Source organism: Streptococcus oralis (assembly GCF_003942875.1).
In the GTDB taxonomy this organism is placed as follows: Bacteria; Bacillota; Bacilli; order Lactobacillales; family Streptococcaceae; genus Streptococcus; species Streptococcus oralis_BX.
Genome location: NZ_RMVK01000005.1, coordinates 71,975 through 97,307, shown reverse-complemented (window position 1 = coordinate 97,307; position 25,333 = coordinate 71,975). Strand labels below are relative to the sequence as shown.

The following is a 25,333-nucleotide window of genomic DNA, read 5'->3' as shown; positions in this document are numbered from 1 at the left end:
GATGATTAGTTCCATTAGTGCTGGAGTTCTAGCCTTTCTATTGACCTTGATAGGTATTCCAGCCTTTATCCGATTTTATCGAAAAGCACAGATTACGGGTCAGCAGATGCACGAGGATGTCAAGCAACACCAAGCTAAAGCTGGGACTCCAACCATGGGAGGTCTTGTCTTCCTGATTGTTGCAGTTGTTGTGAGCTTTCTGGTTGCTCTCCTTACCCAACAATTGACCAACAATGTTGGCATGATTTTGTTTATCTTGGTTTTGTATGGTTTGGTAGGTTTTTTGGATGATTTCCTCAAGGTCTTTCGTAAGATTAACGAAGGCTTAAATCCCAAGCAAAAGCTTGCTCTCCAGCTCCTTGGAGGAGTGATTTTCTACCTCTTTTATGAGCGTGGTGGCGACATGCTTTCAGTCTTTGGCTACCAAGTTCATCTGGGTATTTTCTATATTTTCTTTGCCCTTTTCTGGCTAGTTGGCTTTTCAAATGCGGTGAATCTGACGGACGGGATTGACGGCTTAGCAAGTATTTCCGTAGTGATTAGCTTATCGGCCTACGGTGTGATTGCTTATATGCAAAATCAACTGGATATCCTTCTTGTGATTCTTGCCATGATTGGTGGTTTATTAGGCTTCTTCGTCTTTAACCACAAGCCTGCCAAGGTTTTCATGGGAGATGTGGGAAGTTTGGCTCTAGGTGGGATGCTGGCAGCAATCTCTATGGCTCTCCACCAAGAATGGACTCTTTTACTGATTGGGATTATCTATGTCTTTGAGACAAGCTCTGTTATGATGCAGGTTACCTACTTCAAAATTAGTGGTGGAAAGCGTATTTTCCGTATGACACCTGTGCATCACCATTTTGAGCTTGGAGGATTCTCAGGCAAGGGCAATCCTTGGAGTGAGTGGAAGGTTGACTTCTTCTTTTGGGGAGTTGGGCTTCTAGCAAGTCTCTTGACCTTAGCCTTTTTATATCTGCTGTAAAAATAACCTTTGATTAAAAAATAAAACAGGATGAAGTTGTTCTTCATCCTGTTTTTGTGATGTTAAAAGTTAGTTGGATTCATCCTTTCTTCCTTTGAGCATAAAAGTAGCTGTAAGGGCTAGGCTGAGGCCTGCTAAGAAGAGGAGTGGGTTGGATGCTTCTCCTGTTGCTGGCAGCTCTTCTTTAGGAGAATGATTTCCAGCTTTAGCAAGGCTAGGACTAGCTGAAAGTTGTTCAGTCTCGTGTGCCAAGGTTTCTGCATCTGAAGTACTTGGTTTTTCATCTGTACTAGTGGCTGTTCCAGCAGCTTGATAGACGACAGCATAGGTACTGAAATGATTAGTGATGAATTCTACCTTTCCGTCTCGAACGGTGAAATCAAGGGCTTGCAACTCCTTGGTCGGAGTAATATAGTAGACCTTTTCTACGTTAGCTGAAATAGGCAAGCGAACCAAGACAGAGCCTTTTGGCTGCAAGCTATGATCGGTTGGATTTTTAAGCTGTAGGTCGTAAGCATCATAGGTCTTGCCAAAGAGTTCTTGAGCTAGGACACGTCGGCTAGAGATATGAGAAATTCCTTCTAAGTCAGTGACTCCACCAATGATTTCCACTCCAGTTTCCTTATCTTTCAAGACTTGAACTGGATAGTCAGGAAGGCTATGGGTCGGAGCGACCTGATCTCCACTGGTTCCGATAGGTTTGGTGTATTCAGGTTTTTCAACAGTAGGAGCTTCCTCTTGTCCTGCCGTTCCGATAGGGTCAGTGTATTCAGGAATTGTCACTGTAGGCGGTTCCTCTTGCCCTGCAGTCCCGATAGGCTCGGTGTATTCCGGAATGTCAACTGTTGGAGTTTCTTGTTCTCCTACAGTTCCGATAGGCTCAGTGTATTCAGGCTTTTCAACTGTAGGTGGCTCTTCTTGTCCTGCCGTTCCGATAGGGTTGGTGTATTCCGGAATTTCAACAGTAGGAGCTGGTTCGTCTCCCTTACTTGTAGTTGGCTGGCTCTCGTCAACCTTCTTCTCATCTTTTTTAGTAAAGACAGCTACGATCGGGCTACTTGTGGTAGTTCCTTGAATGGCATAAGCTTCAATTGCTTTTCCAGTTTGTCGATCAGTAGCTTCAGGGATTGGGATTTGAACTTGATTGTCTTGGATTGATAGGATAGTCTGATCTCCACTGGTAACCAGATGCGTTTCATCCACCTTACGCAAAACTAGAGGATCTTTGACACCTGGGAAGGTCACTGCGATGGCTTCCCAATCTCCAGCTGGTAGGCTTAAGGAAATGGTTTTGTCATTTTCCTTAAGAGGCGCGATGCTAGGGCTATCTAGACCAACAGCAGGGGCTTTGATGATATCAAAGGAGTCTAAAGAGATTTTCTTGCGACCTTCTGGCGAATCTGGGTCAACTTGTAATGTCAGGGTGTGCGGGCCGTCAGTAAGGTTTGTAAATTCGCCAATAAAAGCTCTCTTTTCGGTTGCACCTGAAGTGTAGAAGTCTAGACTTGGCATTTCTTTGCCATCTAGTGTAACACGTGCTCGTCCAAGGGCAAGGCTCTTCAAGCCATAAATACGAATGCCCGTCCCTGTAAAGGAAATAGTTGCCTGAGCTTCTGAAGCTGTACTAGAGTCGCTGTTGTTAATTTCAGCGTATTTTTCCGTACCACCGTAGAGTTCAGGGTCAGACCAGTCCTTAAACTGGGAACCATATTGGATGCGCGAATCACGATCATCCATTTTTTCAATCGTGTTGCCTGCTCCTGCTAGAATCTTGAAGTAGTCTAACGAAATTTTCGAGCGTTCACGTCCTCGTCCTTTGTGCTCACGTTTAACGCTAAGAGTCAATGTATGAGGTCCATCTGCTAATCCTGTGAAGCGGCCGATGAGGCTACCTTTTTCAGTTGCCCCGGCAGTGTGGAAATCAAGTTCGCCGACCTCTTTGCCATCAATTTTAGCAGTAGCAAGACCTAGCTCAGATGATTTTAGTCCATAGATTTCGATACCAACACCATTGAAAGGAATGGTGGCAGTGATGTCTTCGTCTGTGTAGTTTCCTTTTGAAAGATCTGCAAACTTCTCCGTTCCTCCAAATAATTCTGAGTCTGCCCAGTTTCCAAAGGCGGCTCCGTACTGGATACGACTATCCCGATCATCCATCAATTCACTAGGAGTTTCTACAGTGACCTGTTCAGATACTTGGGTAGGAACTTCTCCCAGCATAGCCTTGACGGTATAGGTATAGGCGAGTTGAGGATTTAGTGAGCGGTCGATAAAGTTAGTTTGATTGGTTACAAATTCTCTAGTTGCAGAGGTTTGGCCAGATTCATCTTTTACTTGTCTTTGGATGACATAGTGGGTAGCGCCTTCTACTTGGTTGAAGGTGAGTTCGGCAGTGACTCCATTTTGTCGAACTGCTGTCAGACTGGTTACACGACCGGGGAAGTGTTCAAAGGTAATGACGTCACCTTTTTGTGTTGCAAGCTGGATACGATTATCTTTAAGCACAGTTGCCGTGACTGGTTTGCCATTGACCTTGATTTGGCTGGCTTCGATATTTGGATAATCTACAACCAAGTCTCCACCGACATTTGACAGGAAGGACAAGCTTTGAAGGTTTTTATCTTTCCACTTCATGCTAACTTCAAAGTTACCACGGGCAACCAAACCAGAAACCTGACCGTCTTTCCAAGCATCAGGAAGGGCTGGCAATGGCGCAATATAGCCTGTATGAGATTGGAGGAGCATTTCTGCCATCCCACTGGTTGCTCCAAAGTTTCCGTCTATTTGGAAAGGCGCGTGGGTATCCCAAAGGTTTTCTAGGGTTGAATACTTGAGCTGTTCAGCGAGCAAGCGATGGGCACGGTTACCGTCCAGCAAACGAGCCCAGAGGTTGATTTTATTGGCCTTAGACCAACCTGTACCACCATCTCCACGGTGGTTCAAGGTAGCACGCGCAGCTTCTAGGTATTCAGCTTGGTCCTTGCTAAAGAGCGTACCTGGGAAGAGACCAACTAGATGGGAAACGTGACGGTGGTGATTTTCAATCCCTTCATTGGTGAATTGCGGACTGTCCTCCTCGTACCATTCCTTGATGCGTCCCTCTTTGTTGATGTGCAGCGGTTTGAGTTTGTCAAATTTAGCCTTTACCTCTGTGACTAAGTCTTTGTCGACATTCAGATGGTTGGCGACTTCCATGTAGTCGTGGAATAGCTGCCAGACTAGCGATTGGTCAAAGGTATTTCCGATGGTGATGGTCCCGTGTTCTGGTGAGTAGGATGGAGAAGACACCCAACGGTCACTGGCCTTGTCATAGTGCAAGAAGGAATTCCAGAACTTAGCTGTTTCCTTGAGCATTGGATAAATCTTTTCTTTGAGATAGGTCTCATCCTTGGTGAACTTGTAGTAATCATAGACGTTTTGCATCATCCAAGCGTTAGCTGCTGGAGACCAACCCCAATAGTAATTCCAACCTGGAGTAGTCCAGCCAAATGGTGTTGCTTGGGTGTGGACCAGCCAACCATTTTCTTGTCCGTCTTTGGATTCGATACCTGCGTATTCCTTAGCAGCGATACGACCATAGTAGCGCATGTCATCAATGTAATTGATCATTGGCTTGGCAGTTTCAGCAAGGTTGCTCATGTAGGCTGGCCAATAGTTCATTTGCAAATTGACATTGAGGTGGTAGTCAGCGTTCCAAGGTGGATTGTCTACAGCATTCCAGACTCCTTGTAGGTTTGCAGGAAGGGCATCTGTCCGATCACGAGAAGAACTGATGAGTAAATAACGTCCGTATTGGAAGAAGAGTTCTTCCAATTTTTGCCCTTTTTCTGGGTTATAGCCTTGAAGGGCCTCTTTTGTCGTTTGAGCAGTCTTGTTTCCACCTAGGTTTAGTTTAACGCGGTTAAAGAGACTTTGATAGTCCTTGATATGGGCCTTTTTCAGTGTTTCGTAGTCTTTGGCCTTAGCTGCTTCGACAATCCCTTTAACTGTTTTTTCGAGGTCAATGTCTTTTCGATAGTTGGTTTTGGGATTCTGAGAGAAGTTAGTCTTGGCACTGAGATAGAGGGTTGCATAACTTGCGCCTGTAACGGTTAGTGTCTCATTCTGAACAGTAACTGTTCCGTCCGTTTTAATTCCTAGGTAGGATGCAAATTTGAGGCCGTTATCTTTGACAGTTCCCTTTAGAAGGATTCCGTTTGCATCTGTAGTGACATGACCATTCTTATAGTTGGAATATTCCCAAGAGTAGTTCCCATTAGCAAGCAAGTCTTCTGTCAAGCTGTTCCAAAGGGTAAAGTCAAGTGTCTTGTTTCCTTTTTTGGTCAAGTGGGTCACAGTGACATCATCAGGATAGCTGGAGAAGGTTTCGCGTTTGAAGGTGGTCCCATCTTGGGTGTAAGAAGTGGTCGTAGTGGCTTCAGTGATATCCAGATTACGGTGATAATCAGTTACAGTATCTAGTCCTTTCTTCTGGCTATTAAAGACCATGAAGATATCTCCAAAGGCTAAGTAACGTCCATACTGGGCGTTGTTTGGTCCGACTAGATTTTGTTCAGCTAGCTGTTTTGCTTTTTGGCGGTCACCAGCTTCGAGGGCTTTACGTATCTCTGCTAAGACCTTGTAGCGGTCCTTGTAGTTTCCACCGTTATAGTCGGTGCTATCGGGTTGTGGTCCTCCTGACCAGAGGGTCTTTTCGTTGTACTGGATTCTCTCTTCACCAATTAGACCAAAGACCTTGGCTCCCATTTCTCCATTTCCGACAGGGAGGGCTTGTTTTTCCCATCCATCATAGGAGGGAGCTGTTGGTTGATTGTAGCTGAGTTGATAGTTTTCTTGTTTTGTCACAGGTTGATCTGTTTTTTCAGGTTCCTTATTTTCTTTAGCTTCGACAATGGCTTCTTCACTAGCTTGACTATTTGTCTTCTGATTCTCCTCAGCTGGCTTGCTTTCGGAAACTACTGGACTCTCTGCTATAGGCGGATTTGTAGTTTCAGTAGTTTCAGTCGCTTCAGCTGCTTTGGGTTCACTATCAGGCTTAGTGATAGCTTCGACAGAGGTTGGTTCAGTTTGCTTGACCTCAACACTGTCTGCGGCTACAGTGTGGTTTACTAGAAAAACGGCCCCTAGTAAAACAGAAGCAGCCCCAACCGTCAGCTTGCGGATGCTATAGCGACAGGATTTCTCCCAAAAGTATTTTTTCATAAAACCCTCCTTTGTATATTAGAAACCGCTTATATTTTATAAAGCAGTTCCGTTTATTTTGTTTCTATTTATCTCCTCACCTCCCATTCTAATGGTCGCTTAGCATTTGTCAAGAGGTTTTTGGTGAAAAACATATTTGAGATTGCTTTTTCTTAAAAAAGTAGAAGAAAGAGAGGAAAGGGTGGAATTATTCGTAATTTCATAGTTCAATCTGATTGTTAGACTAGCTTAGAATTGGCTTAACCCCCTCTTGAAAGCGTAAAACAAACTAGTCAGGAAAGTCACTTTATGGTATAATATAGAAGACTCAAAAAGAAACAGGAGAAAAAGAATGGATTTACTTTTAGCAATTATCTTGATTGTGTTAGCTTTTCTAGGAGGAGCTCTTGGAGGGATGTACTTGGTTCGTAAGCAAATCGAAAAAGAATTTGCAGACAACCCACGTTTGAACGCTGAGGCGGTTCGTGCTCTCTTGAGCGCAAATGGTCAAAAGCCAAGCGAAGCCAAGGTACAACAAGTTTACCACCAAATCATCCGCCAACAAAAAGCAGCCCTTGCTAACAATAAAAAGAAAAAATAAATAGGAAAAGTCTGGGATGAAAGTTCCAGACTTCTCACTATGTTCAATAGTTCTCAAGGATAAGACTTTTTCCTTGCATTCTATTGATATTTGATTATGATTAAAAGAGAGGCAGTTGCCATTCTATCAAGCTGTCTATCCGTTCATTTAGGACGAGTAATTATGATGAACTATCAATCAGAAAAAAGACTAGAAAGAAGACTGTATGGATAATCGACCAATTGGTTTTTTGGATTCGGGTGTCGGTGGCTTAACCGTTGTTCGTGAGCTCATGCGCCAGCTTCCCCATGAAGAAATCGTCTATATTGGAGATTCGGCACGGGCGCCCTATGGTCCCCGTCCTGCTGAGCAAATTCGTGAATATACTTGGCAGTTGGTCAACTTTCTCTTGACCAAGGATGTCAAAATGATTGTCATTGCTTGTAACACTGCGACTGCGGTCGTCTGGGAAGAAATCAAGGCCCAACTAGATATTCCTGTCCTAGGTGTGATTTTGCCGGGAGCTTCGGCAGCCATCAAGTCCAGTCAAGGTGGGAAAATCGGAGTAATTGGAACCCCCATGACGGTCCAATCAGATATCTACCGTCAGAAAATCCATGATCTGGATCCGGACTTACAGGTGGAGAGTTTGGCCTGTCCCAAGTTTGCCCCCTTGGTGGAGTCTGGTGCCCTGTCAACCAGTGTAACAAAGAAAGTGGTCTATGAAACCCTGCGTCCCTTGGTTGGAAAGGTGGATAGCCTGATTTTGGGTTGTACCCATTACCCACTCCTTCGCCCTATCATCCAAAATGTCATGGGACCAAAGGTTCAGCTCATCGATAGTGGGGCAGAGTGTGTACGGGATATCTCGGTTTTGCTGAACTATTTTGAAATCAATCGTAGCCGAGATGCGGGACCTCTTCAACATCGTTTTTACACAACAGCCAATAGCCAAAGTTTTGCTCAGATTGGAGCAGAATGGCTGGAAAAAGAGATTCATGTGGAGCATGTAACTTTATGACGAACAAAATTTATGAATACAAGGATGACCAGGACTGGTATGTCGGTGTCTGGGATGTCTATGGAGGTATCTACAGCCTCATCAAAGATCCTCTCGAGCTTGATTTTATGGATTTAGCGCGGATTTTTCGTGACGAGAAAAACGGCTTTCCGATTACGATAACGGTGATGCGCTGGTCTTCTAACTTCCGTCTGCTCTCCTTTATCGTTGAGATTTTAAATGCTGAAGTAGGTCGCAATCTGGAAGTCATCCAACGTCAGGGAGCCCTGCTCTTGGTTGAAAATGGACAGCTTTTGCATGTCGAATTGCCTAAAGAAGGAGTCGATGTAGAAGCCTTCTTTGAAACTAGCAAGGTTAGAGAAACCTTATTGATTGCAACTCGCAACGAAGGCAAGACCAAGGAATTCCGAGCTATCTTTGACAAGTTAGGCTACGACGTGGAAAATCTCAATGACTATCCAGATCTACCTGAAGTAGCAGAAACAGGCATGACCTTTGAAGAAAATGCCCGCCTTAAGGCAGAAACCATTTCCCAATTAACAGGCAAGATGGTGCTAGCAGATGACTCTGGTCTCAAAGTCGATGTCCTCGGTGGTTTGCCAGGAGTCTGGTCAGCCCGTTTTGCAGGAGTGGGAGCGACTGATCGTGAAAACAATGCCAAGCTCTTGCACGAATTGGCCATGGTCTTTGAACTCAAGGACCGCTCGGCTCAATTCCACACAACCCTAGTTGTAGCCAGTCCAAATAAGGAAAGCTTGGTTGTTGAAGCTGACTGGCCAGGTTATATCAACTTTGAGCCCAAGGGCGAAAATGGCTTTGGTTATGATCCGCTCTTCCTTGTGGGAGAGACAGGCAAGTCCTCAGCTGAATTAACCCTTGAAGAAAAAAATAGCCAATCCCACCGTGCCTTAGCCGTTAAGAAACTTTTGGAGGTATTTCCATCATGGCAAAGCAAACCATCATTGTAATGAGTGACTCCCATGGCGATAGCTTGATTGTCGAAGAAATCCGTGACCGCTATCTGGGGAAAGTCGATGCCATTTTTCACGATGGTGACTCTGAACTCCGTCCAGACTCTCCTCTCTGGGAAGGCATCCATGTCGTCAAAGGAAATATGGACTTTTATGCTGGCTACCCAGAACGGTTGGTGACTCAACTTGGTCCGACCAAGATCATCCAGACCCATGGACACTTGTTTGATATCAATTTCAACTTTCAAAAGTTGGACTACTGGGCTCAGGAAGAAGATGCCGATATCTGTCTCTATGGTCACTTGCATGTGCCAAATGCTTGGATGGAAGGCAAAACACTCTTTTTAAATCCAGGCTCCATCAGCCAACCAAGAGGAACCATCAGAGAATGCCTCTATGCCCGTGTGGAGATTGATGACAGCTATTTTAAAGTAGACTTTTTGACACGTGACCATGAGGTTTATCCAGGCTTGTCCAAGGAGTTTGCTCGATGATTGCCAAAGAATTTGAAGCATTTTTATTGGAGCAGGAAGAGACATTTCTTACCCCTGCTGAGAATCTAGCAGCCTTGATCGATACCCATAACGCTGACCATGCGATTTTAGTGTTGAGTCAAATTACCTATACCCGTATCCCTGTTGTGACCTTTGACAAACGCTTTGTCGGTACTATTGGTCTGAGAGACATTTTGGCTTATCAAATGGAGCAAGGTTTGACGGATGAGCAGATGGCAACGACAGATATCGTCAATATGACCAAGACAGATGTGGCAGTTGTCGCTCCAGACTATAACATCACAGAGGTCCTCCATAAACTGGTAGATGAACCCTTCTTGCCAGTCGTAGATGATGAAGGAATTTTCCAAGGAATCATCACGCGAAAGTCTATCCTCAAGGCCGTCAATGCTCTCTTACATGACTTTAGTAAGGAATATGAGATTCGATGCAAATGAGAGATAGGATTTCAGCCTTTTTAGAGGGAAAGCAGGGCTTGTCTGCCAATTCCAAGCAGTCCTATAAGTATGATCTGGAGCAATTTTTAGACATTGTGGGTGAGCGGATTTCTGAGACCAGTCTTAAGATTTACCAAGCCCAGCTAACCAATCTAAAAATCAGCGCTCAGAAGCGAAAACTTTCGGCCTGTAACCAATTTCTCTACTTTCTCTATCGAAAAGGAGAAGAGGACAGTTTTTATCGTTTGGAATTAGCCAAACAAGCTGAAAAGAAGATTGAAAAACCAGAAATTCTAGACCTAGACTCTTTTTGGCAGGAAAGTAATTATCCAGAAGGACGCTTGCTGGCGCTTCTTATCTTGGAGCTAGGGCTCTTGCCTAGTGAGATTTTAACCCTCAAGGTTGCAGATATCAATCTGGATTTTCAGGTGCTGCGAATTAATAAGGCTTCCCAACAGAGGATTGTCACCATTCCCACGACCTTGCTTTCAGAATTGAAACCCTTGATGGGGCAAATCTATCTTTTTGAAAGGGGAGGGAAAGCCTATTCTCGTCAGTGGGCTTTTCGACAGCTAGAGTCCTTTGTCAAGGAGAAAGGTTTCCCAACCTTATCAGCCCAAGCCTTGAGGGAACAGTTTATTCTAAGACAAATAGAAAACAAGGTCGATTTGTATGAAATAGCAAAAAAATTAGGATTAAAAACAGTCCTGACCTTAGAAAAATATAGATAATGGATATTAAATTAAAAGATTTTGAAGGGCCACTGGACTTGCTCTTGCACCTAGTCTCAAAGTATCAGATGGATATTTACGATGTGCCAATCACAGAGGTCATCGAACAGTATCTAGCCTATGTCTCAACCCTGCAGGCCGTGCGTCTGGAAGTGACGGGCGAGTATATGGTCATGGCCAGTCAGCTCATGCTGATCAAGAGCCGCAAGCTCTTGCCAAAGGTAGCAGAAGTGACAGACTTAGAGAATGACCTGGAGCAGGACCTTCTCTCCCAAATCGAAGAATACCGCAAGTTCAAACTCTTGGGTGAGCACTTGGAGGCTAAGCACCAAGATCGGGCCCAGTACTATTCCAAAGCGCCGACAGAGTTGATCTACGAAGATGCGGAGCTTGTGCATGATAGGACGACCATCGACCTCTTTTTGGCTTTTTCAAATATACTAGCCAAGAAAAAAGAGGAGTTCGCTCAGAACCATACGACCATTTTGCGGGATGAGTATAAGATTGAGGACATGATGGGTATTGTAAAAGAGTCCTTGGCTGGACAAGACCAGTTGCGTTTGCAGGATTTGTTCAAGGAAGCCCAGAATGTTCAAGAGGTTATTACCCTCTTTTTGGCAACCCTAGAGTTAATCAAAACTCAGGAATTGATCCTCGTGCAAGAGGAGAGTTTCGGAGATATCTATCTTATGGAAAAGAAGGAAGAAAATCAAGAGGCACAAAGCTAGACTTGATAGAGAGGAAAGATGAGTACTTTAGCAGAAATAGAAGCGCTCTTGTTTGTGGCAGGTGAAGATGGGATTCGGGTTCGTCAGTTGGCTGAACTCCTCTCACTTCCACCGACAGGCATCCAACAGAGTTTAGAAAAATTAGCCCAGAAGTATGAAAAAGACCAAGAGTCGAGCTTGTCTCTGATCGAGACAGGTGGTGCATACAGATTGGTCACTAAACCTCAATTTGCAGCGATTTTGAAGGAATACTCCAAGGCGCCTATCAACCAGAGTTTGTCTCGGGCTGCTCTTGAGACCTTGTCCATCATTGCCTACAAGCAACCGATTACCCGAATTGAGATTGATGCTATTCGTGGGGTCAATTCTAGTGGAGCTCTAGCTAAGCTACAAGCTTTTGAATTGATAAGAGAAGATGGGAAAAAAGAAGTTTTGGGCCGCCCTAATCTCTATGTGACTACGGATTATTTCCTAGATTACATGGGGATTAACCATTTGGAAGAACTGCCAGTGATTGATGAGCTTGAGATTCAAGCTCAAGAAAGCCAATTATTTGGTGAAAGGATAGAAGAAGATGAGAATCAATAAATATATTGCCCACGCAGGTGTGGCCAGTAGGAGAAAAGCAGAAGAGTTGATCAAGCAAGGCTTGGTAACCGTCAACGGCCAAGTGGTACGTGAACTCGCAACGACTATCAAGGCTGGTGATAAGGTTGAAGTTGAAGGCCAGCCTATCTACAACGAAGAAAAGGTCTACTACTTGCTCAATAAACCACGCGGAGTGATTTCCAGTGTGACAGATGATAAGGGCCGCAAGACTGTTGTGGATCTCTTGCCTAATGTCAAAGAACGCATTTACCCAGTTGGACGTTTGGACTGGGATACATCAGGTGTCTTGATTTTGACCAATGATGGGGACTTTACAGATGAAATGATTCACCCCCGTAATGAGATTGACAAGGTCTATGTCGCGCGTGTTAAAGGTGTGGCTAATAAGGACAATCTCCGCCCCTTGACCCGCGGTCTTGAGATTGATGGCAAGAAAACCAAGCCAGCTGTTTATGAAATTCTCAAAGTGGATCCAGTTAAAAATCGCTCTGTGGTACAGTTGACCATCCATGAAGGACGTAACCATCAGGTTAAAAAGATGTTTGAAGCTGTCGGTCTTCAAGTGGATAAGTTGTCTCGGACACGTTTTGGACACCTAGACTTGACAGGTCTTCGTCCAGGAGAATCCCGTCGCCTTAATAAAAAAGAAATCAGCCAACTACACACTATGGCTGTAACCAAGAAATAATGAAACGCATCTTAATAGCGCCAGTACGTTTTTACCAACGTTTTATCTCGCCAGCCTTTCCGCCCTCATGTCGTTTTGAACCTACTTGTTCCAACTACATGATTCAGGCTATTGAAAAACATGGCTTCAAGGGTGTCTTGATGGGCTTGGCTCGAATTTTACGTTGCCATCCCTGGTCGCCAATAGGAAAAGATCCTGTCCCAGATCACTTTTCCCTCAGACGAAATCAAGAAAAAAAATAACCCAACATCACCTGATGTTGGGTTTTCTTGTTTATTTCAAAGCTTTTTGTGCGTCTTCAATCATGAGTTTGGTTGATTCAAGACCGCCTCCGCTTAGATACCAGAGGTCTGGTGTTAGTTGGATAATTTTACCATTTTTAGCGGCAGGAGTTTCAGCGATGAGGGCATTTTCTAGGACGCCGTCGTTGCTTGAGTTGTCCCCGCCGATGGCAAGGGTACGGTTGATGACAAATAGGATGTCAGGATTGATTTCTTTGACACTTTCAAAGCTGACTTCCTGTCCGTGGCGAGAGTCTTCAAATTGAGTGTCAGTTGGCTTGAATTTCAAGGTTTGGTACAAGAAAGAGAAACGAGATTGGGCACCAAAGGCAGCCATTTTTCCTTCATTGAGGAGGATAGCAAGGGCTTTTTTGTCAGAACTTTCGTTTTTAGTAGCGACTTCTTGGATGCTCTTGTCTAGGTTAGCCAATTCTTCCTTGGCTTTCTGTGTACCTGTTTCGCCAAAGGCGCTTGCTAGGGATTCGATGTTAGCCTTGGTAGAAGTCCAGTAGTCGTCCTTGCTTGCTTGGAAGAGCACGGTTGGAGCAATTTCTTTGAACTTGTCTACGAATTTTTGGGTACGTGGTGAAGCGATAATTAGGTCTGGTTCAAGAGCAGCAATGGCTTCTAGGTCTGGCTCAACCATGGAACCCACATTGTTGACATTTCCCGCAAGATCTTTTAGGTAAGTCGGAACAGTTTTTGTAGGCATTCCGACGATATTCTTTTCAAAACCTAAAGCGCGAATAGTATCCGCAGCACCAAGGTCAAAGGTCACAATCTTTTTAGGAACCTTTGAAAGTTTGACCTCATCTAGTGAACTTTTAATGGTTATCTCTGTTGGAGCAGAGCTACTTGTCTCTGTCTGGCTAGTGCTTGAGTTTGTATTTGTACTACATGCACCAAGTAAGAGCAAGAAGCTGGCAGCTAGGGCAGTGAGATAAAGTTTAAGGGATGTTTTCATGATTTCTCCTTTTTAAAAAGTGATAACGATGTAGGGAGTCTCTTAGATAGGCTTGTTAGCTAAGAGACAGAGGGTTCTCTATCATGAGTTCAGAATAGCTAGCTATAGATACAGATCTTTTTGCCATTGATATCCGCTAGCGTGATGGGAATCTCATAGAGTTGACTGAGCAGGTCAGCCTGCATGATTTGAGCAGTCGTTCCCTTGCAAAAGACTTGACCGTCCTTGAAGGCAACAATTTCATCCGCATACTGGCTAGCCATGTTGATATCGTGTAGGACGATGATAATGGTTTTGCCAAGTTCCTCCACCAGTCGCCGAAGGATCTGCATCATGCTGACGCTTTGCTTGATATCGAGATTGTTGAGCGGTTCGTCCAGCAAGATAAAGTCTGTATCTTGGGCCAGTACCATAGCGATAAAGACACGTTGGAGCTGTCCGCCAGACAGACTATCGATGTAGCGGTCTTTTAAGTTGGTCAGTTCCAGATAGTCCATGGTTTCTCGGATTTTTTCCCAGTCCTCTGCCTTCAGTCGACCACGACTGTAGGGAAAACGTCCAAAGCTGACCAGTTCTTCTACAGTCAATTTGGCTTGGTAATTGATCTTCTGCTTTAGGATGGTGAGTTCTTTGGCCAGTTCTTGGGAATTCCAGCTCTCGATTTCACGGCCTTTGATACTGAGAATTCCCTGATCTTTCTTGGTCAGTCTGCTCATGATGGAGAGAAGAGTTGATTTTCCAGCACCATTTGGACCAATGAAGGCTGTCAGTTTCTGAGGACTGACTTCAAGGGAAATGTCTTGCAAAATATCCTGTTTTTGAATGGATTTGTCAATGTTTTCCAGTTTCACCGACGCGCCCTCCTGTAAAGTAAGATAAAGAATAAGAGACCACCCACACTCTCGATAATCATGCTGATGCGAATTTCTAGTGCAAAGACTCGTTCGATAAGGGCTTGCCCCAAGGTCAAACTAATAAATCCAATCAGAATGGCTACGATAAAGAGCAACTTGTGCCGATAATCTTTGACGATTAGGTAGGTAAGATTGGCCAGCATAAAGCCGAAGAAGGCCATAGGCCCTACCAAGGCAGTGGCTGTTGAGGTCAAAAGCACGATGCCCCAGAGGAGTTCTCTCTGTTCTTTTTCAACATCGAGTCCCAGGATCTGGGCCGTTTCTCTTTGCAGGTGCAAGACATCCAGAATGACTGCTTTTCGAAAGAAAAAGATTGTCAAGGAAAGGATGATCAGAGAACCGATGGCTAGGATGGAAGTGTTGAGATGCTGAAAGGAGGCAAAGAGACTGTTCTGCAGTTTATCGTATTCATTTGGATCCATCAGAACTTGGAGGAAGGTACTGATATTTCGAAAGAGACTTCCGAGGGCTAGGCAGATTAGCAGAATGAAGACCAGATCTTGCTTCATCAGCGTCTTCAAGTAGCCTTGTAAGGCGAGAAAGAAGAGAGATTGGACAAGAAGTAAGACTAGGAATTCTAAGATAGGAGACTTCCCAAGCTGTAGAAATTTGCTTTCAAATATCAGTAGCAGGGTTTGTAGCAAGACATAGAAGGATTCGATTCCCAAAATACTTGGCGTCAGAAAGCGATTTTCCGTCAGGGTTTGAAAACTAATGGTCGAAATCCCTGTCGCGATAGCTACCAAGAGATAAACGATGATTTTTTGGGAACGTAGCTTCCAGGCAAAGGCAGACAGCTGAGTGATGGGCCAAAAGTAGAGGAGACAAGCTCCGATGGCCAGAATAATGAGAAGGCAGAAGAGCTTGGTATGTTTGCTTTTAAACTGCATCTTTTTGTCCCCCTCTCCAGAGAAGTAGGATAAAGACGAGGCTACCGATGATTCCTAGTAGGAGACTGACAGACAGCTCATAGGGCCGAATCAAGACTCGAGAGAGGATGTCGCAGGCCAGAACCATATTGGCTCCGACCAGAGCGACCATGAGTTTAGTTTGGCTCAGATTATCTCCATAGCGCTTGCGGACAAGATTGGGAACGATGACCCCGAGAAATGGCAAGGCACCCACGGTAATCATGGTGACACTTGTCGTTAGCGCCACTAGAAATAGGGCCAGCTTTTCAAGTAGGGAGTAAGAAATCCCCAAACTCTCACTGGTTTCCTTACCCAGATTCATGATGGTAAAGGTTTGGGATAATTTCCAAACGGCTATCAGGATAATGAGGCCTAAGAAGAGCCACTCATACTGATGGGTCTGAATCATGGAGAAGGAGCCCTGGGTCCAGGCCGTCATACTCTGAACCAGATTGAAACGATAGGCGATAACTTCTGTGACAGAACCGATAATCCCACTATAGATAATCCCAATTAAGGGCAACATCCACCTTTCCTTTACAGAAAAAATAGTCATAAAGGCCAGGAAGAAGAGGGTAAATAAGATGGATGAGCCAAAAGCAAAGAGCATCTTTTGGGTCAGACTCGCAGACGGAAAGACAAAGAGGCTCAACACCATTCCCAGTTTGGCGGCTTCTGTCGTTCCGACTGTGCTTGGGGCAGCAAACTGATTTTGAGTAATGGTCTGCATGAGGAGTCCTGCCATGCTCATACTGGAGGCTGCAAGGAGAATGCTGATAGTTCTTGGAAGACGCGACTCTTGAAAGAGAAGCCAAGTCTGTTGGTCAAAAGCAAAGAATTTTTCCCAAGAAAAATCACTGGTTCCAATGGTGATGGAGAGAAAGACTAGGAGTAGAAGTAAGCCTGTTAAAATATGAGAAAGTTTCATGCCCCGTCCTTTCATGTAGATTTGGTATAAAAATACCCTTGGAGATAATGTAACACGATTTCTTTAATCTGTCAATAAATTTTCTGACAATTTAATGTAAAAAGAAAGAAAAATTTCTGAAATTACATCTGCCCCTCTCTTTTACAGGATAAACTAGTAAAAACTAATCCAATTTCCTACTATCCTTCTCCTATAAAAAGTGGTAAAATGGAGGACAGAAAGAAGGAACTGATATGACAACATTATTTTCAAAAATCAAAGAAGTAACAGAGCTTGCTGCGATCTCAGGTCATGAAGCACCTGTCCGGACTTATCTTCGTGAGAAGTTGACACCGCACGTGGATGAAGTAGTGACAGATGGCTTGGGTGGTATTTTCGGAATTAAACATTCAGAAGCTGCGGAAGCACCACGCGTCTTGGTCGCTTCTCACATGGACGAAGTTGGTTTTATGGTCAGCGAGATTAAGCCAGATGGTACCTTCCGTGTGGTTGAAATCGGTGGTTGGAATCCCATGGTGGTTAGTAGCCAACGCTTTAAACTCTTTACTCGTGACGGTCGTGAAATTCCTGTGATTTCAGGCTCTGTTCCGCCACATTTGACACGTGGAACAGGTGGACCAAGCATGCCAGCTGTTTCAGATATTATCTTTGATGGTGGTTTCGCGGATAAGGCTGAAGCAGAAAGCTTTGGAGTCCGTCCTGGTGATACCATCGTACCAGATAGCTTAGCGATCTTGACAGCCAATGGAAAAAATATCATCTCAAAAGCTTGGGACAATCGCTACGGTGTCCTCATGGTAAGCGAGCTAGCTGAAGCTTTGTCAGGTCAAAAACTCGGAAATGAACTCTACCTTGGCTCGAACGTCCAAGAAGAAGTTGGTCTTCGTGGCGCTCATACTTCTACAACTAAGTTTGATCCAGAAGTTTTCCTAGCTGTTGACTGTTCACCTGCTGGTGATGTTTATGGTGGTCAAGGCAAAATTGGGGACGGAACTTTGATTCGCTTCTACGATCCAGGTCACTTGCTCCTCCCAGGTATGAAGGATTTCCTTTTGACAACGGCTGAAGAAGCAGGTATCAAGTACCAATACTACTGTGGAAAAGGTGGAACAGACGCTGGAGCAGCTCATCTGAAAAATGGTGGTGTCCCATCAACAACCATCGGTGTCTGCGCTCGTTATATCCACTCTCACCAAACTCTCTACGCGATGGATGACTTCCTAGAAGCTCAAGCTTTCTTGCAAGCCTTGGTGAAAAAATTGGATCGTTCAACGGTTGATTTGATTAAACATTATTAAGCATAAGGGAGGTGGTCGGGATGGCAGAACCAAACCTAGAAAGCCTTATAAGAGATCTCTACAACCATGCTCGTCAGGGCTTGAGTGAAGATTTAGTTGCTGCTCTCCTAGAGACTGCTAAAAAACTACCCACTACAAATGAGCAATTACTAGCAGTCCGACTTTCAGGACTGGTCACCCGTGAATTGCTCATCAATCCCAAACACCCAGCACCTGAGTTGATCAACTTGGCGCGCTTTATCAAAAGAGAAGAAGCCAAGTATAGGGGCACTGCAGTTTCTGCTATCATGTTTGGAGAACTCTTTAAAATGCTTTGATTCCATTGTGAATCAAAGTATTTTTTATATGTTTCAAAAGAAATTCTTAATTAGGAGACGAAAAAAGCCATCCCATTCAGGATAGCTTTTAGGTTATTAGATTTGTTCAGCAATGACCTTTTCGGCTAGGTTCATAGCATGGTCAGACACACGAGTGTAGTGGGAAATGATGTCGATAAAGTTGACTCCAGCTTGTGTAGAACACTCACCCTTGTTAAGGCGTTTGATGTGGGTCTTTCTGAGAACGCGTTCCATATTGTTGATTTCTTTATGACGTTCAATCAGACTCTGAGCTTTTTCAATATCATTGTTTTCCACACTATCAAGGGCATCCTTGATAAATGCAGTTGTTGCTTGATAAATCTCAGCTAATTCCTCTAAAGCAGCATCAGAAAATTGAACATTCTTACGTTGGAGGTAGTCTGTTAGGTTGAGCAAGCCTTCTGCGTGGTCCCCAATCCGTTCCAAATCACGAGATGAATCAAGGATGTTAGTCAAGACTTCACTTTCCTTTTGACTCAAGGATTCGCTTGAGAGTCTGATGAGGTAACGAGTGAGTTTTTCATCGATGGTATTGATGGCTTCCTCTGTCTTGTGTCCTTTTTCAGCTACCTTTTCATCCAAACCGATGATATAGGTATAAGAAAGGTCAAAAGCTTTGGCTGCATAGTTCCCCAAGTGCAAAAGTTCTTTTTTAGCATTTCCTAGAGCGATAGAAGGAGATTGCTGGATAAGTTGCTCGTCGAGATAGAGGGGCTCGTACTTGACAACCTCGTCTTCACCAGGGATGAGCTTGGTTACAAAGTAGGCCAAGGCTCCGATGAATGGAAATTGTACAATGGTGTTACTTACGTTAAAGGCACCGTGAGAGAAGGCGATGGTCATCTCAGGTGAGAGATGAAGGAGTGCCTGGAAGTACTCGATCATAGCAGTAAAGGGGCCTAATAAGATTAAGCAAAGAATAGTTCCTAAAACGTTAAAGGTAACGTGGGTTGCTGCAACGCGTTTCGCTGAGACATTGGCTCCAGCTGCTGCGATGATAACTGTTAGGGTTGTCCCGATATTATCTCCGAAAAGAACTGGTAGTGAACCTTTAAGATCAAGGAACCCACCTGCATAGAGGCCTTGCAAAATCCCGATTGTAGCCGAGGAAGCCTGGATGAGGACGGTAATCACTGCACCGGCCACCACTCCTAAAATGGGGTTTTGTCCCAAAGTGACCATATACTCCTTGAATTGTGGTAAATCTTTAAGTGGGCTCATACCGGCACTGATGAGGTTAAGGGCGTAGAAGATTCCCCCAACACCAAACAGGATGCGACCGATATTGTTTGCTGTTCTGTTTTTTGTAAAGAAGAGGAACATGGTTCCAAGGAAAATCAAGGGCAAAGCATACTCACCAAGCTTGAAACCGATGATAAAGGAAGTAACGGTGGTTCCGATGTTAGCTCCCATGATAATTCCGATAGCCTGTCTAAGGGTTAGAAGACTAGCGCTGACTAGCCCAACCGTGATAACTGTAACCCCTGTACTTGACTGAATCAGGGCAGTCACGACAATCCCGACTAGAACACCTAAAAAGGGATTGCTAGTGTACTTGTCAATGTAAAAACGAAGGCGATCTCCAGCAGCTTGTTGCAAACCGTCTCCCATGGTCTTGATACTGTATAAAAACAGTCCTAGACCTCCTAAAAAGTGAAATAAAATTTCCTGCCAATTAATGGACATTTCTTTTTCCTCCGAAAAATAATAACGGAATTCCTCCTATTCTATTTTAAAGGATAAAAGTAAATCTCACAAGTGTTTAGCTGAAATTTTCATAAGAAACAAGAACTTTCTTTTAAAATGAGAGATAGATTCCCTTTAAGATAGATGATTTATAGGATTGTGTCCAAATTTTACTGATTATTATCCTAGTTATAGTTTTTATGTTAAATAGATTGACATCGCTTTCATATAGGATAAAATGAAGATGATCCTGTTCTGGTGGTGTGCACTGAGAACAGTTACTTTTTATCAAAAAGTAAAGCGCTTACTTTATATTTTATTAGGAGGATAAGATGAAAAATCTATTTTTTGAAAAACGTTGCCGTTACAGTATTCGTAAGCTGTCAATCGGGGCTTGTTCCTTGATGATTGGTTCAGCTCTATTTGCGAGCCCAGCTCTTGCCGAACAAGTCGCAGTCCCTGAAACAGCTGCAAATACGAGCGCCCAAGCTACAAGCGCTAGTGAAACAGCTAATCCAGATACTGCAGCCCTTGAAAAACAATTAGAGGAAACAGAGAACAAAGTAGCTGAGCAACCAATTTCAGAAAACACTCCAGCAATAACGGATCTGGTTAATGAAAAAGAAGAAGCGAAGCCAGCTCTGACAGATAAAACTGAAAAACCTGCTCAACCAACTGAAAAAGAAGAAGTCAAACCAGCGGAAGCTCCTCAAGTGACTGAGAAGAAAGCCGACAAACCGACTCTAGCAGACGTTCCTAAAAATGAAGAAAAGAGTCTCCGACCAAAAGAAATCAAATTTGATACATGGGAGGATTTGTTGAAATGGGAACCGGGTGCGCGTGAGGATGATCCTATTAACCGTTCCTCAGTTGAACTCGCCAAGCGCCACAGAGGGCAGTTGGTCAATGAAAAAGCAAGCAGAAGAGCCAAGGTTCAGGCGCTAGCAAATACCAACTCAAAGGCCAAAGACCACGCTTCTGTAGGTGGAGAAGAATTCAAGGCCTACGCTTTTGATTACTGGCAATACTTGGATTCAATGGTCTTCTGGGAAGGTCTAGTTCCAACTCCAGATGTCATTGATGCCGGGCACCGCAACGGAGTTCCCGTTTATGGAACACTCTTTTTCAACTGGTCTAACAGCATTGCCGACCAAGAGAAATTTGCAGCTGCCTTGAAACAAGATGCAGATGGCACCTTCCCTATCGCACGAAAGCTTGTCGATCTTGCTAAGTACTATGGCTTTGATGGTTACTTCATTAATCAGGAAACAACGGGGGAATTGGTAGCACCTCTTGGTGAAAAAATGCGCCAATTCATGCTCTATACAAAAGAATATGCAGCTAAGGTCAACCACCCAATCAAGTATGCTTGGTACGATGCCATGACCTACAAATACGGTCGTTACCACGAAGATGGTCTAGGTGATTACAACTACCAGTTCATGCAAAAAGAAGGAGACAAGGTCCCTGCGGATCAATTCTTTGCCAATTTCAACTGGAACAAGGAAAAGAATGACCACTCCGTAGAGATGGCCAAATGGCTAGAGCGTAGTCAATATGATGTCTTTGCAGGCTTGGAATTGCAACAAGGTGGCTCTTATAAGACCAAAGTCAAATGGGATGCCCTCTTAGATGAAAAAGGCAAGTTGCGTTTGTCACTTGGACTTTTTGCACCAGATACGATTACCAGTCTAGGAAAAACAGGCGAAGACTACCACAAGAACGAAGACATCTTCTTTACAGGTTACCAAGGAGATCCAACGGCTCAAAAACCAGCTGACAAAGAGTGGTATGGAATTGCCAATTTAGTTGCTGACCGTACACCAGCAGTAGGACGTACCTTCACCACCTCTTTTAATACAGGTCATGGTAGAAAATGGTTTGTTGAGGGTAAAGTTTCTAAGGATTCTGAGTGGAACTACCGTTCTGTTTCAGGTGTTTTGCCAACATGGCGCTGGTGGCAGACTTCGACAGGTGAAAAACTTCGTGCAGAATATGATTTTACAGATGCCTATAATGGTGGGAACTCTCTTAAATTCTCTGGTGATGTAGCTGGTAAGACAGACCAGGATGTGAATTTGTATTCTACCAAACTAGAAGTAACTGAAAACACCAAACTTCGTGTTGCCCATAAGGGAGGAAAAGGCTCTAAAGTTTATATGGCCTTCTCTACAACTCCAGACTACAAATTTGAGGATGCAGCTGCATGGAAAGAACTGACTTTATCTGATGACTGGAAGAATGAAGAATTTGACCTTAGCTCACTAGCTGGAAAAACCATCTATGCAGTCAAACTCTTCTTCGAGCATGAAGGTTCTGTAAAAGATTACCAGTTCAACCTAGGACAATTAACTATCTCGGACAATCACCAAGCGCCACAAGCACCTACAGGTCTCTCAGTAGTGAAACAATCTCTTAAGAATGCTCAAGAAGCTGAAGCAGTTGTTCAATTTACGGGTAACCAAGATGCAGATTTCTATGAAGTCTATGAAAAAGACGGTGACAACTGGCGTTTGTTGACGGGTTCATCTGCTTCAACCATCTACTTGCCAAAAGTTAGCCGTTCTGCTAATGCGACTGGTACGACTCAGGAATTGAAAGTCGTTGCAGTTGGTAAAAATGGACTCCGTTCTGAGGCTGCAACTGCGTCATTCAACTGGGGCATGACTGTTCAGGATACAACTCTCCCAAGACCTTTGGCTGAAAATATTGTTCCAGGGGCAACGGTTATTGGTAGCACTTTCCCAAATACTGAAGGCGGGGAAGGCATCGAAGGCATGTTGAATGGTACGATTACAAGTCTGTCAGACAAGTGGTCTTCAGCTCAGTTGAGCGGTAGTGTGGATATTCGTTTGACCAAGTCACGTACCGTTGTTAGATGGGTCATGGATCATGCGGGAGCTGGTGGTGAGTCTGTCAACGATGGTTTGATGAACACCAAGGACTTTGATCTTTACTACAAGGATACAGATGGTGAGTGGAAACTAGCTAAGGAAGTCCGTGGCAACAAAGCACACGTGACAGATATCACTCTTGACAAACCAATCACTGCCCAAGACTGGCGCCTAAAAGTTATCACTTCAGATAATGGGACACCTTGGAAGGCCATTCGTATCTACAACTGGAAGATGTACGAAACCTTGGACACAGAAAGTCAAAATATTCCAATGGCTAAGGTAGCTGCCCGTTCACTTGGAAACCACCAAGTTCAACTTGGTTTCTCTGATGTTCCAGCGGGTGCAACTATCACCGTTTACGACAAGGCAGATTCACAAACACCAATTGCAACCTTGAAGTCTGAAACTGGAGGCGACTTGGCAACAGCACCATTGGGCTTTGACAAGCAACCAACTCTCCTCTACTATCGTACCCAACTACCTGGCAAAGAAATCAGTAACACCTTGGCTGTAGCGATTCCGCAGGATGAGAGAAAAATTGCTGCAGTTAGCCTTGAAAAAGGACCTAAGAAGATAGTTTACAAAGAGGGAGAAAAACTTGACCTCAGAGGCGGAACCCTCCGTGTTCAGTACGAAGGGGGACAAGCCGATGAGCTGATTAACCTTACTCACTCAGGTGTGACTGTTTCTGGATACGACGCTCATCAAAAAGGGGAACAAAAGCTCACAGTCAGCTACCTTGGACTTTCGGTTACTGGTGACTTAAAAGTACAAGTGACTGGTCAAGATGAAGGGAAGCCGAAAGAAGTAGCAGGCTTGTACATTACTCAGAAACCGAAAACAGACTATCTAGTAGGAGATCAACTGGATCTTGCAGAAGGTCGCTTCGGCGTTCTCTATGATGATGAGACAGAAGAAAGCCATGCCTTTACAGATCAAGGTGTTGAAATTACAGGCTACGATGCTCAAAAGACTGGACGACAAACCTTGACCTTGCATTACAAGGGACACACAGCTGAGTTCGATGTCTTGGTTTCTCCAAAAGCAGCTGTCAACGACGAGTACCTCAAACAAGAAATTACTGCTGCCCAAGGCCGTCAGTCAACCCTTGCCTACACCTTCTCAAGCGAGGACAAACAAGCAGCACTAGTAGAGAAGCTCAATGTAGCGAAAGCTGTAGCAGAAAACCATGATGCCAGTCAAGAAGAAGTCAATAAAGCCTTGAATGAATTGAAACAAGCTGGAGCGGACTTGGATGGAAATCAACGTTATCAGACAGCTAGAGAAGAATTGGAAGGTTTGCTCGAATCTGTCCGTGAAAAAGATCCTAAAGCTGAGTTGATTGAACAAGCAGAAACTTTATTAGCTTCAGAGATGCCAACTCCACAAGCTTTTTCAGAAATGAAAGAAAAGCTGAATAAGAAACTAGCTCCTGCAGAAGAAAGCCATCATGTTGGTAGCATGGATCCAAATGAAGTGGCCCCGACGGTTGAGGCCCTCCCTGAACTAGTTATTGAAACTGAAACAACAGCCTATGAACGTCAGGAGCGACCAAACTCCGAATTTCTCAAAGGACAACGCCGTGTTGTGCAAGCTGGAGTTGAAGGTCAAGTTCGCCACTTTGTAGCAGTAGATACCCAAGGTAGACGCACTCTTCGTTCGACTGAGGTAGTCAAGGAAGCAATCCCAGAAATCACCGAAGTTGGAACAAAAGTTCTATCAAGCAACCAACCAGCTGAAGGTGTGAAAGATTTAGTTCTAGAAACTCCGAAACTGGAAGTTGAAGAGGGAACAGTTTCCTTCGAACGTCAAGAACGACCAAATGCAGCCCTTCTCAAAGGCAAACGCCAGCTAGTTCAAGCAGGCGTTGAAGGCCAAGTTCGTCGCTTTGTAGAAGTTGATGCTCAGGGCAAACGCACCCTTCATTCTACTGAGGTTCTCAAGGAAGCTCTTCCAGAAATTGTCGAAGTAGGAACGAAAGAAGAGCAAGTCTCACAAACAAGGGATCAAGCGCTCTCAGCAACGCCAGCAAAAATTGAAGAAGTAAGTAAAGAGCTTCCAAATACGGGAGCGACAAGAGATGCTAGTCTAGTAGCGCTGGGACTCCTCGGACTAATGAGTGGCTACGGCTTGCTTGCTGGAAAGAAGAGAGAAGACTAATCAGATTTACGAATCTTGGATTTTCTCATAAAAATAAAAAACAAGGTTTGACTGTAGATTAGTCAGGCCTTGTTTTTAGTTTTGAAATTGAAGAGTAAATTTGAAGCTAGATTTTTGTTATTCAATTCCTTGGATAAATTTTTGGAAACGATAGGTGTCGAAATAAATATTGGATGCAACTAATTTATCAAATTCATCAAATTTCAGAAATTCTGCGACATCCAGCTCTAGTTCTTTTCCTTGAGGAGAATGTAGACGGTAGCGATTTAAAGCTGAGACTGCTCGACCATCAACAAGTAATTGCTTCACTTCAAGATGCTGGCTCAAAGCATAGAATTGGCCTGCGCCTTGCAAATAAACATCACGTCCTTGTCGAATTTCTATACTATCGCACATGCCATAGTCAAAGTTTTCAGCTACGAAATCTTCCCAGCCTCCCTCATTTACTGCCGTAAAATAGCTTTCTGCAAGTGTTTTTGTATCCATTTGGAA

The 25,333-nt window shown here is 44.1% G+C and carries 21 protein-coding genes; 14 read left to right on the top strand and 7 right to left on the bottom strand.

Annotated features, from left to right (window positions below; translation table 11 throughout):
• Position 1: 1 nt before the first annotated feature.
• A complete protein-coding gene (mraY, locus tag D8844_RS06535) occupies positions 2-982 on the top strand; it encodes a phospho-N-acetylmuramoyl-pentapeptide-transferase (RefSeq protein WP_125422801.1) in 981 nt (326 codons plus the stop codon).
• A 69-nt stretch (positions 983-1,051) separates the two neighbouring features.
• Here the strand turns inward: mraY and D8844_RS06530 are convergent, their stop codons facing one another.
• Entirely contained in the window at positions 1,052-6,184 is a 5,133-nt protein-coding gene (locus D8844_RS06530; protein ID WP_125422798.1) for an SIALI-17 repeat-containing surface protein, read from the bottom strand.
• Between the two features lie 331 nt (positions 6,185-6,515).
• Here D8844_RS06530 and D8844_RS06525 point away from each other — a divergent pair, with 331 nt between their 5' ends.
• The 10 genes from D8844_RS06525 to yidD all read left to right on the top strand — a co-directional run bounded on the left by D8844_RS06525 (position 6,516) and on the right by yidD (position 12,685).
• On the top strand, positions 6,516-6,764 hold the full coding sequence (locus tag D8844_RS06525; RefSeq protein WP_000364981.1) for a YneF family protein: 249 nt from the start codon (positions 6,516-6,518) through the stop codon (positions 6,762-6,764).
• 205 nt (positions 6,765-6,969) lie between these two features.
• The gene (racE, locus tag D8844_RS06520; RefSeq protein ID WP_000370379.1) at positions 6,970-7,764 is read left to right on the top strand and encodes a glutamate racemase; all 795 of its coding nucleotides are present in this window, start codon (positions 6,970-6,972) and stop codon (positions 7,762-7,764) included.
• Positions 7,722-8,732, top strand: coding sequence for a nucleoside-triphosphate diphosphatase (locus D8844_RS06515; protein WP_376739308.1), 1,011 nt, complete (start codon positions 7,722-7,724; stop codon positions 8,730-8,732). Before racE ends, D8844_RS06515 begins: the two co-directional genes overlap by 43 nt.
• On the top strand, positions 8,708-9,229 hold the full coding sequence (locus D8844_RS06510) for a metallophosphoesterase (RefSeq protein ID WP_001118939.1): 522 nt from the start codon (positions 8,708-8,710) through the stop codon (positions 9,227-9,229). The genes D8844_RS06515 and D8844_RS06510 overlap by 25 nt, the downstream gene beginning before the upstream one ends.
• The gene (cbpB, locus tag D8844_RS06505; protein WP_000560696.1) at positions 9,226-9,687 is read left to right on the top strand and encodes a cyclic-di-AMP-binding protein CbpB; all 462 of its coding nucleotides are present in this window, start codon (positions 9,226-9,228) and stop codon (positions 9,685-9,687) included. The genes D8844_RS06510 and cbpB overlap by 4 nt, the downstream gene beginning before the upstream one ends.
• Positions 9,684-10,418: a site-specific tyrosine recombinase XerD gene (gene xerD, locus D8844_RS06500; protein WP_312023107.1), complete on the top strand. Its 735-nt coding sequence runs from the start codon at positions 9,684-9,686 to the stop codon at positions 10,416-10,418. Before cbpB ends, xerD begins: the two co-directional genes overlap by 4 nt.
• A complete protein-coding gene (locus tag D8844_RS06495; protein WP_125422789.1) occupies positions 10,418-11,146 on the top strand; it encodes a segregation/condensation protein A in 729 nt (242 codons plus the stop codon). Before xerD ends, D8844_RS06495 begins: the two co-directional genes overlap by 1 nt.
• Before the next feature lie 18 nt (positions 11,147-11,164).
• The gene (gene scpB / locus D8844_RS06490; RefSeq protein WP_000105289.1) at positions 11,165-11,734 is read left to right on the top strand and encodes an SMC-Scp complex subunit ScpB; all 570 of its coding nucleotides are present in this window, start codon (positions 11,165-11,167) and stop codon (positions 11,732-11,734) included.
• Positions 11,721-12,443 (top strand): pseudouridine synthase, encoded by a 723-nt coding sequence (locus D8844_RS06485; protein WP_001222211.1) that lies wholly within the window; start codon positions 11,721-11,723, stop codon positions 12,441-12,443. The genes scpB and D8844_RS06485 overlap by 14 nt, the downstream gene beginning before the upstream one ends.
• On the top strand, positions 12,443-12,685 hold the full coding sequence (gene yidD, locus D8844_RS06480) for a membrane protein insertion efficiency factor YidD (RefSeq protein WP_000821631.1): 243 nt from the start codon (positions 12,443-12,445) through the stop codon (positions 12,683-12,685). Before D8844_RS06485 ends, yidD begins: the two co-directional genes overlap by 1 nt.
• A 31-nt stretch (positions 12,686-12,716) precedes the next feature.
• On the opposite strand, the gene D8844_RS06475 is transcribed toward yidD, so the two are convergent.
• The 4 genes from D8844_RS06475 to D8844_RS06460 form a co-directional block, all read right to left on the bottom strand.
• Positions 12,717-13,688: a siderophore ABC transporter substrate-binding protein gene (locus D8844_RS06475; protein WP_125422786.1), complete on the bottom strand. Its 972-nt coding sequence runs from the start codon at positions 13,686-13,688 to the stop codon at positions 12,717-12,719.
• Positions 13,689-13,786: 98 nt separating this feature from the next.
• The gene (locus D8844_RS06470) at positions 13,787-14,539 is read right to left on the bottom strand and encodes an iron ABC transporter ATP-binding protein (RefSeq protein WP_125422783.1); all 753 of its coding nucleotides are present in this window, start codon (positions 14,537-14,539) and stop codon (positions 13,787-13,789) included.
• Positions 14,536-15,492, bottom strand: coding sequence for an iron chelate uptake ABC transporter family permease subunit (locus D8844_RS06465; RefSeq protein WP_125422780.1), 957 nt, complete (start codon positions 15,490-15,492; stop codon positions 14,536-14,538). Before D8844_RS06465 ends, D8844_RS06470 begins: the two co-directional genes overlap by 4 nt.
• Positions 15,482-16,441, bottom strand: coding sequence for an ABC transporter permease (locus tag D8844_RS06460; RefSeq protein WP_185757674.1), 960 nt, complete (start codon positions 16,439-16,441; stop codon positions 15,482-15,484). The genes D8844_RS06465 and D8844_RS06460 overlap by 11 nt, the downstream gene beginning before the upstream one ends.
• 233 nt (positions 16,442-16,674) lie before the next feature.
• Between D8844_RS06460 and pepA the strand changes: the two genes are divergently transcribed.
• Together pepA and D8844_RS06450 are read left to right on the top strand one after the other, a co-directional pair.
• A complete protein-coding gene (gene pepA / locus D8844_RS06455; RefSeq protein ID WP_125422774.1) occupies positions 16,675-17,739 on the top strand; it encodes a glutamyl aminopeptidase in 1,065 nt (354 codons plus the stop codon).
• Between the two features lie 20 nt (positions 17,740-17,759).
• Positions 17,760-18,056, top strand: a complete 297-nt coding sequence (locus tag D8844_RS06450; protein ID WP_000840146.1) for a bacteriocin immunity family protein — start codon at positions 17,760-17,762, stop codon at positions 18,054-18,056.
• A gap of 96 nt (positions 18,057-18,152) precedes the next feature.
• Here D8844_RS06450 and D8844_RS06445 read toward each other — a convergent pair whose 3' ends face one another.
• Positions 18,153-19,784 (bottom strand): Na/Pi cotransporter family protein, encoded by a 1,632-nt coding sequence (locus tag D8844_RS06445; protein ID WP_000026662.1) that lies wholly within the window; start codon positions 19,782-19,784, stop codon positions 18,153-18,155.
• 332 nt (positions 19,785-20,116) lie between these two features.
• On the opposite strand from D8844_RS06445, the gene D8844_RS06440 reads away from it, so the two are divergent.
• Entirely contained in the window at positions 20,117-24,841 is a 4,725-nt protein-coding gene (locus D8844_RS06440) for an endo-beta-N-acetylglucosaminidase (protein WP_125422771.1), read from the top strand.
• A 117-nt stretch (positions 24,842-24,958) separates the two neighbouring features.
• Here the strand turns inward: D8844_RS06440 and D8844_RS06435 are convergent, their stop codons facing one another.
• A complete protein-coding gene (locus tag D8844_RS06435) occupies positions 24,959-25,327 on the bottom strand; it encodes a hypothetical protein (RefSeq protein WP_002879744.1) in 369 nt (122 codons plus the stop codon).
• Positions 25,328-25,333 lie beyond the last annotated feature (6 nt).